Annotated in this window: 8 protein-coding genes; 4 read left to right on the top strand and 4 right to left on the bottom strand. The window is 63.3% G+C overall.

The features are described 5' to 3' along the window. The 4 genes from ACTJGZ_RS03050 to ACTJGZ_RS03035 form a co-directional block, all read right to left on the bottom strand. Positions 1-98, bottom strand: a 98-nt coding sequence (locus ACTJGZ_RS03050; RefSeq protein ID WP_441661532.1) for a hypothetical protein, incomplete at its 3' end; no start/stop codon positions are given. A 99-nt stretch (positions 99-197) separates the two neighbouring features. Beyond that, entirely contained in the window at positions 198-605 is a 408-nt protein-coding gene (locus ACTJGZ_RS03045; RefSeq protein ID WP_441661473.1) for an OsmC family protein, read from the bottom strand. A gap of 12 nt (positions 606-617) precedes the next feature. Further along, positions 618-1,955: an LLM class flavin-dependent oxidoreductase gene (locus ACTJGZ_RS03040; protein WP_441661472.1), complete on the bottom strand. Its 1,338-nt coding sequence runs from the start codon at positions 1,953-1,955 to the stop codon at positions 618-620. Positions 1,956-2,220: 265 nt separating this feature from the next. Beyond that, positions 2,221-3,159, bottom strand: a complete 939-nt coding sequence (locus ACTJGZ_RS03035) for a LysR family transcriptional regulator (protein ID WP_441661471.1) — start codon at positions 3,157-3,159, stop codon at positions 2,221-2,223. Between the two features lie 121 nt (positions 3,160-3,280). Between ACTJGZ_RS03035 and ACTJGZ_RS03030 the strand changes: the two genes are divergently transcribed. The 4 genes from ACTJGZ_RS03030 (at position 3,281) to ACTJGZ_RS03015 (ending at position 6,484) form a co-directional block, all read left to right on the top strand. Then, positions 3,281-4,216: a ketopantoate reductase family protein gene (locus tag ACTJGZ_RS03030; protein ID WP_441661470.1), complete on the top strand. Its 936-nt coding sequence runs from the start codon at positions 3,281-3,283 to the stop codon at positions 4,214-4,216. A gap of 41 nt (positions 4,217-4,257) precedes the next feature. Further along, positions 4,258-4,653 carry a VOC family protein gene (locus tag ACTJGZ_RS03025; RefSeq protein ID WP_441661469.1) on the top strand — a complete coding sequence of 132 codons (396 nt, stop codon included), beginning with the start codon at positions 4,258-4,260 and terminating at the stop codon, positions 4,651-4,653. Between the two features lie 87 nt (positions 4,654-4,740). Continuing rightward, the gene (locus ACTJGZ_RS03020; RefSeq protein WP_441661531.1) at positions 4,741-5,208 is read left to right on the top strand and encodes a MaoC family dehydratase; all 468 of its coding nucleotides are present in this window, start codon (positions 4,741-4,743) and stop codon (positions 5,206-5,208) included. A 13-nt stretch (positions 5,209-5,221) separates the two neighbouring features. Then, on the top strand, positions 5,222-6,484 hold the full coding sequence (locus tag ACTJGZ_RS03015; protein WP_441661468.1) for a CaiB/BaiF CoA transferase family protein: 1,263 nt from the start codon (positions 5,222-5,224) through the stop codon (positions 6,482-6,484). Position 6,485: the final 1 nt, after the last annotated feature.

Genomic DNA, 6,485 nt, shown 5'->3' with positions numbered 1-6,485 from the left:
ATGGCGATTTCCATGCCCGCTTTCATGTCTTCGCCCAGGAAGGCAGCGGGGCCGGTCGTGGAGAGAATCGTGCCGATGCGGTAGGCGTCGGCGGCCATGGCGGGCGTGCCAAAGGCGAGGGTGGCGGCCAGCAGGCCGCGCAGCAGGGAAGCGTAGTTCATGGTGTATGCGTAAAAAATGGGGGCGGGCGGGGCTGTTCAGGCCAGCACGTGCAGCGTCACGGGGGCGCCGCGGGACAGCGAACCGTAGATCGGACAGACCTGGACGAAAACCTGCACCAGCTCTTCTGCTTGCGCCTGCGACAGGCCGGTGAAGCGATAGGTGAGTTCGATGTAGCGGTAATGGCCGGGGCGGGCTTCGTCGGCTTCGCAAGCGGCTGCGATTTCCAGGCCATAGCCGGCCCAGCCGCGCTGGCGCGCTTCAGCGTCGATGACCGCATGGGAGCAGGTTTGCAGCGCGCCCAGCAGCAATTCGGCGGCCTGCCAGGCCTGGCCCTGGCCGCCACGGCCGGGCGAGGCATCGGTTACCAGATGCTGGTCGCGGGCGTTGAGCAGGAAGCGGCCAGGCTGGGCAGACAGGCGGCTGGTGCTGTGTATGACGGCCATGGCTGGCTCCTTTTAGCGGCGTTCGGGGCGCGCCAGCCCCAGGTGGTCGCGCAGTGTCGTGCCGGTGTATTCCTTGCGGAACAGGCCGCGATCCTGCAATTGCGGAATCACCAGGCGGACAAAACTTTCCAGGCCGCCGGGCAGGTAAGGCACTTGAATCATGAAGCCGTCGCAGGCGCGGGCTTCATACCAGTGGCGCAGATTGTCCGCGACCTTGTCGGCGGCGCCGACGAAGTCGCGCAAGGGGCCGATGCCATAGCGGTGCCCCAGTTCGCGCAGGCCGATGCCGCTGCGGCGGGTCAGCTCCGCGACTTCCTTGTAGTGGCCTTGCACGCCCGGCACATCCAGTTCCGGCAGCACGGCGTCCTGTTCGAATTGCGAGAGATCAATATCCAGGTGGTAGGACAGGGTGGACAGTCCGGCGTCCGGATCCGTCAGGTCCTTCAGCAGCCGCTCCTGTTCCAGCGCAATGGTTTCGGTCTCGCCGACAATCGGCACGATGCCGGGCAGAATCTTCAGGGCGTCGGGGTCGCGGCCATGGCTGCGTGCGCGTTCTTTCATTTCGGCATAGAACGCCTGGGCGGAATCCAGCGAGGAATGGGTGACGAAAATGACATCGGCCCAGCGCGCGGCAAAATCCCGGCCACGGCCCGAGGCGCCGGCCTGGATGAACACCGGGCGGCCTTGCGGCGGGCGGCTGACGTTCAGCGGCCCTTGCACCGAAAACCACTTGCCCTGGTGGTCGATGGCGCGGACTTTGTCCGGGTCGGCGAATAGCGGACCGTTCTTGTCCAGTACCAGGGCGTCATCGGCCCAGCTATCCCACAATTCGCAGGCAACTTCCACGAACTCTTCGGCGCGGTCATAGCGCTCATCACGGCTGAGCTGGTCCTGGCGGCCAAAATTGGCGGCTTCGGCCTGCTGGAACGAGGTCACGATATTCCAGGCGGAGCGGCCCGCGCTCAGGTGATCCAGCGTGGCGAGCGAACGCGCCACGGTATAGGGATCGAAATAGGAGGTTGAAATCGTGCTGGCCAGGCCCAGATGGCGGGTGCTGCCCGCAATGAGCGCCAGCACCGTCATCGGATCCAGCCGCAGCGCGCCCAGCGCGCCAAATTTGAGTTGGCTTTCCATGCTGCCGCCATGGCGGCGGGGAATCGCCAGGATATCCGCCAGGAACAGCATGTCGAAGCGGCCTTGCTCAAGCAATTGGCCGAGCTGGGTGTAATAGCTGGCGGAAAGCAGATGGGTATCGGCGGCGGGGTGGCGCCAGCCTCCATGGACGCCGGAGACCGGCCCGGCAAGCGCAAAGGCTGCCAGATGCATGGCTGAATCGCGGGAGGTAGTCATGGGAAAGCCTGAAAGCAAGAAAGCGAGGTACCCGGCCATGGTTTGCCTTGAAAAGACAGGTCTGGCTTGGGGCGGGCGAGATCCCGCCAGCGGGTACGGAAGATCAGGAACCGATCATATCAACGGCCGGGCGGGGCGATCAGACCGAGTGGCAATAAGAAAATATAGAACTGTTATGTACTGACTTTTTGTTATATGAATCAGTCGCTTGGCAGTGTGCTGGCGCTGCGGCGGCAGAACGCCGCGGCAGCGGCAAGAGGGGGCTTCAGGCGTTTTTCTGGAAAATGCTGGCGATCAGCTGCCGCAACCAGCGGTTCCCTGCATCGCTGTGAAAGCGCGCGTGCCAGTGCTGCTTGACGGTGAAGGTGGGAATGGGAAAAGGGCAGGGAAAGGTGCGCAGGCCATGGGTTTGCGCCAGGGTCTCGCCAATGTGCCGGGGCAGGGTGGCGAGCAGGTCCGTACTGGCGACAATCGGCGCCAGGCCGGGAAAGGCGGGCAGCTCCAGTGCGATGCGCCGCTGGATATGCTGGCTGGTAATGGCGGCATCCAGCAATTGAAAGCCTGTTCCGGCCACGACGCCGATATGGCTTTCCCGTTCATAGTCGGCGCGTGTCAGCGTTTCGCCCAGCCTGGGATGACTGGGATGAGCCAGGCAGATCCAGTCTTGCGGGAACAGGGCCTGCTGATAAATGCCAGATTGCAGCCAGGGGATGTAGCCCAGCGCGACATCCGCCTGGCCGGATTGCAGCACTTGGGCGGTATTGCCGTCGATGCGCAAGGCTTCCAGGCGGGCATGGGGCGCGGCTTCGCGCAAGCGCGGCAGCAAAGCGGGCAGCAGTGTGATGTGGCTGGCGTCGGTGATGCAAAGACGGAAGAGCCGTTCCGTATGGTGCGGGGAGAAGCTTGGCGCCACGCTGGGCAAACGGCGCAGCGATTCCAGAATATCCCGCGCCGGCCCGATCAGGGCATCTGCCCTGGGGGTGGGCTGCATGCCGTCGGCTCCGCGCACGAACAAGGGATCGCCCAGCTGTTGGCGAAGCTTGCCCAGCCAGATGCTGATCGTCGGCTGGCTTTGCCCGAGCTGGTCCGCGGTGCGCGTCACGCTGCGGGTCTCGTACAGGCAATCAAACAGCTGCAGCAGTTTGATCTCGACCAGCGTATCGCGTTCCGGTGCAGCGCTTAGGGTGACAAGTGATTCTTTCATAAGGACTATTGTTTAACACAATAGATGAATTGTGTTTCTTGTATGGACTCAATAATCCTTGCATTCCTATAGTGCCCGGCATGGCTGGCCTGGGTGCTGGCGCGGATACAGGATGGCAGGGATGAAGATTTGCGTATTGGGCGCAGGGGCATTGGGCAGTGTCATTGGCGGGGCCTTGGCGCGGGCGGGAGAAGAAGTCTGGCTCTTGAGCCGTTCGGCTGCGCATGTCGAAGCGGTGCGGCGCGAGGGCTTGCGCATGCATGAAGGCGCCCGTTGCGACACGGTGGCGGGGATTCATGCCACTTCCCTGGCGGCGGAAGTTGGCGTCGTGGACGTGCTGATCGTGCTGGTCAAATCCTTCGACACCGTCGCGGCCCTGCAGGCTGCGGCCTGCGTGGTCGGGCCGGAAACCGTCGTCATGTCACTGCAGAATGGCCTGGGCCACGAAGAGGTGCTGGCCCGGCTGGTCGGCCGTGAAAAAGTCATCGCAGGGAAAACGTATGTCGGCGGCGTCATGCTGGCGCCCGGCGAAGTACAGGCTGGCATCGCAGGCAAGGAGACGCTGATCGGCGAGCTGGATGGCAGCAGCAGCGGCCGAGTGACAGCATTGGCCGGGGCCTTTAACCGGGCGGGGCTGGCGACGACGGCGTCGCGCAACATCATGGCCGTGATCTGGGACAAGTTGCTGATCAACGTCGCCACGGGCGCTGTCAGCGGCATTACACGGCTCCCTTACGGGCAGTTGTATGCCGTGCCGGAAATCGAGGCGATTGCCATTGAGGCCGTGTCCGAGGCCATGGATGTCGCCCGGGCCCAGGGCCTGCGGCTGTCCATCGAAAACGCGCGCCAGGCCTGGCTCATGGCAGCCGAGGGTTTGGGCGCCGAATTCAAAACGTCGATGCTGCAAAGCCTGGAAAAACATTCGCGCACCGAGATTGATTATGTCAATGGCGCGGTCGTGCGTCTGGGCCAGGCCCTGGGCCTGGATACGCCGGTCAACCGCACGCTGGTGGCGTGCATCAAAGGGCTGGAAGCCCAACTGCCTGCGCATGCGTGAAACGCGCGGGCCGGGCTTGATACAGCAAGGGAGCAAGAACGATGACACAGACAAAAAAAGCCTATCTGGAGCATGTCGCAATTTTTGTGCATGACATCCGGTGGCATATCCGGTTTTTTGAAGAGGTGCTGGGCATGACCATGCGCGAAGTCGATGGCGCGCCGGAGGCGCCCCGCCAGTACTGGACCCTGGGCGGCTTGCAATTCATCGCCCAGCCTGGCTTTCAGGGGCCGGAAGGGCGGCTCGCGCATTTGGGGGTGATGTGCGAAGACGTTGAAGCGGCCCTGGCCGCCGCGCAAGCTTTCGGCGTGCAGCAAATGCCGCAGGGCCGCAACTGGTTGCGCCTGCCGGACGGCTTGGCGGTGGAACTGCTGCAGGCCAGCGGCAATGCGGTCCGGGAAGCCCTGGCCATCAACCCCAGGGCCGCCGGGGCATGAACCGGCGGGCTGGCTTGGGTTGGCTCGGGCTGGTCGGTGGCCGACCGCAGGATCAGGAAGTTCGCTTGAATGAAAGGGATGAATGCAATGTCTGGTGAAACCACGCAGGAACGGTATTGGGATGACGCCCGGGAAGGGGATAGCTGCCTGAGCCCGGAATATCTCATGACGGCTGAGCGCATCAATGCCTATGCGGAACTCACGGGCGATTTCACGCCGGTGCATGTGGATGAGGCCTATGCGCGCACGACGCCGTTTGGCACCCGTGTGGCGCATGGCTTGTTTGGGCTATCGGTGGCCGACGGCCTGAAAACGCAGAGCGAGTACCGCTTTGTGCCGGGCATGTCGCTGGGCTGGACATGGGATTTCGTGCGGCCGATCCGTATCGGCGATGTGCTGCGCGTGCGCTTTACCGTGACGGGCTTGCGCCGTTCGCGCAGCCGTCCGGGCTGGGGCATTGTGATACTGCCTTCCGAGTTGATCAATCAGGATGGCGATGTGGTTCAAAAGGGGGAACACCGCCTGATGATTCCGTGCCGCCCGGGAAGTGAATGACATGACGGATACCATGAAAAACGAACGTCAGACGGCGCAGCAGGCCCTGCCTTTGCAAGGGGTCAGAGTCATCGACTACAGCCATTTTCTGGCGGGCCCCTATGTGGGCCGCTGCCTGGCGGCGCTGGGCGCCGATGTCATCAAGGTGGAGCGCCCGGGCAGCGGCGATGCGGGGCGCCAGCATGCCTGGCAGATTGGTGAAGATGGCGCATATTCGGGCTACTTCCTGCAGCTGAATATGGGCAAGCGTGGCCTGAGCGTGGATGTCAAAGATCCGCGCGGCCAACAGTTGCTGCAACGTCTGGCCGCCAGCGCCGATGTCTTCATCGAGAATTACCGGCCGGGCGCGCTGGACCGCCTGGGCCTGGGGTATGACGCGCTGAGCCAGATCAACCCCGGCCTGATCTATTGCTCTATTTCCGCGTATGGCCACACCGGCCCGGATTCGCATCGCGCCGGTTTCGGCCTGATTGCCGAAGCCAAGAGCGGCATCATGCAAATGGTCGGCACGCCAGGCGAAGCGCCGCCATTGCTGCGTATTTCGCTGGGCGATATGTACACCGGCATTCATGCCGTTGCGGCGATCAACGCTGCCTTGCTGGGACGCGAACGCAGTGGCCGGGGCCAGCATATCGACATGGCGCTGTATGACACGCTGGTGTCCATGCATGAGTACGCGGTGCAGTGCTACCACTTGTCTGGCGGTACCGAGCTGCCGCAGCAAACCGGGCATGACATGCCCAACTCGACCCTGTATGGCGTGTTCCGCGCCAAAGATGCCGACTTGGTGATTGCCGCCCAGGTGGATGATGCCTGGAAGCGTTTTGCCGGGCTGCTGGAAGCCCATGGCGGGCCGGCTGGCTTTGGCAGCGATACCCGCCTGCATAGCAGCGCTGGCCGCAACGCCAACCGGGAATGGATTCTGTCGGTGGTCAAGCCTTGGGTGGCGCAGCGGGACGTGGCCGAGGTATTGGCCCTGCTCGACGGCATAGGCGTGCCGTGCGCCAAGGTCCAGCGTATCGACGAAGTCATGGCGGACCCCCAGATACAGGCCCGCGGCATGATCGTGGAACAGGAACATCCGGTGCTGGGCAAGCTGCGCTTTCCCAATTTGCCCTTCCGTTTCTCTGATTGCGATACCCGGATTGACCGGGTCGCGCCCGACCTGGGGGCCGATAACGCCGACATTGCCCGGGAACTGGGCTATTCGGACGAAGACATTACCGCAATGGTGCGCGAGGGCGTGCTGTTTTCCAGTACCCCTGCTCAGGAGTAAG

Origin of the sequence: Kerstersia sp., from assembly GCF_052103615.1 — a bacterium.
GTDB lineage: Bacteria > Pseudomonadota > Gammaproteobacteria > Burkholderiales > Burkholderiaceae_B > Kerstersia.
The sequence above is the reverse complement of the archived record's forward strand: the minus strand, read 5'-3'. Positions and strand labels throughout refer to the sequence as shown.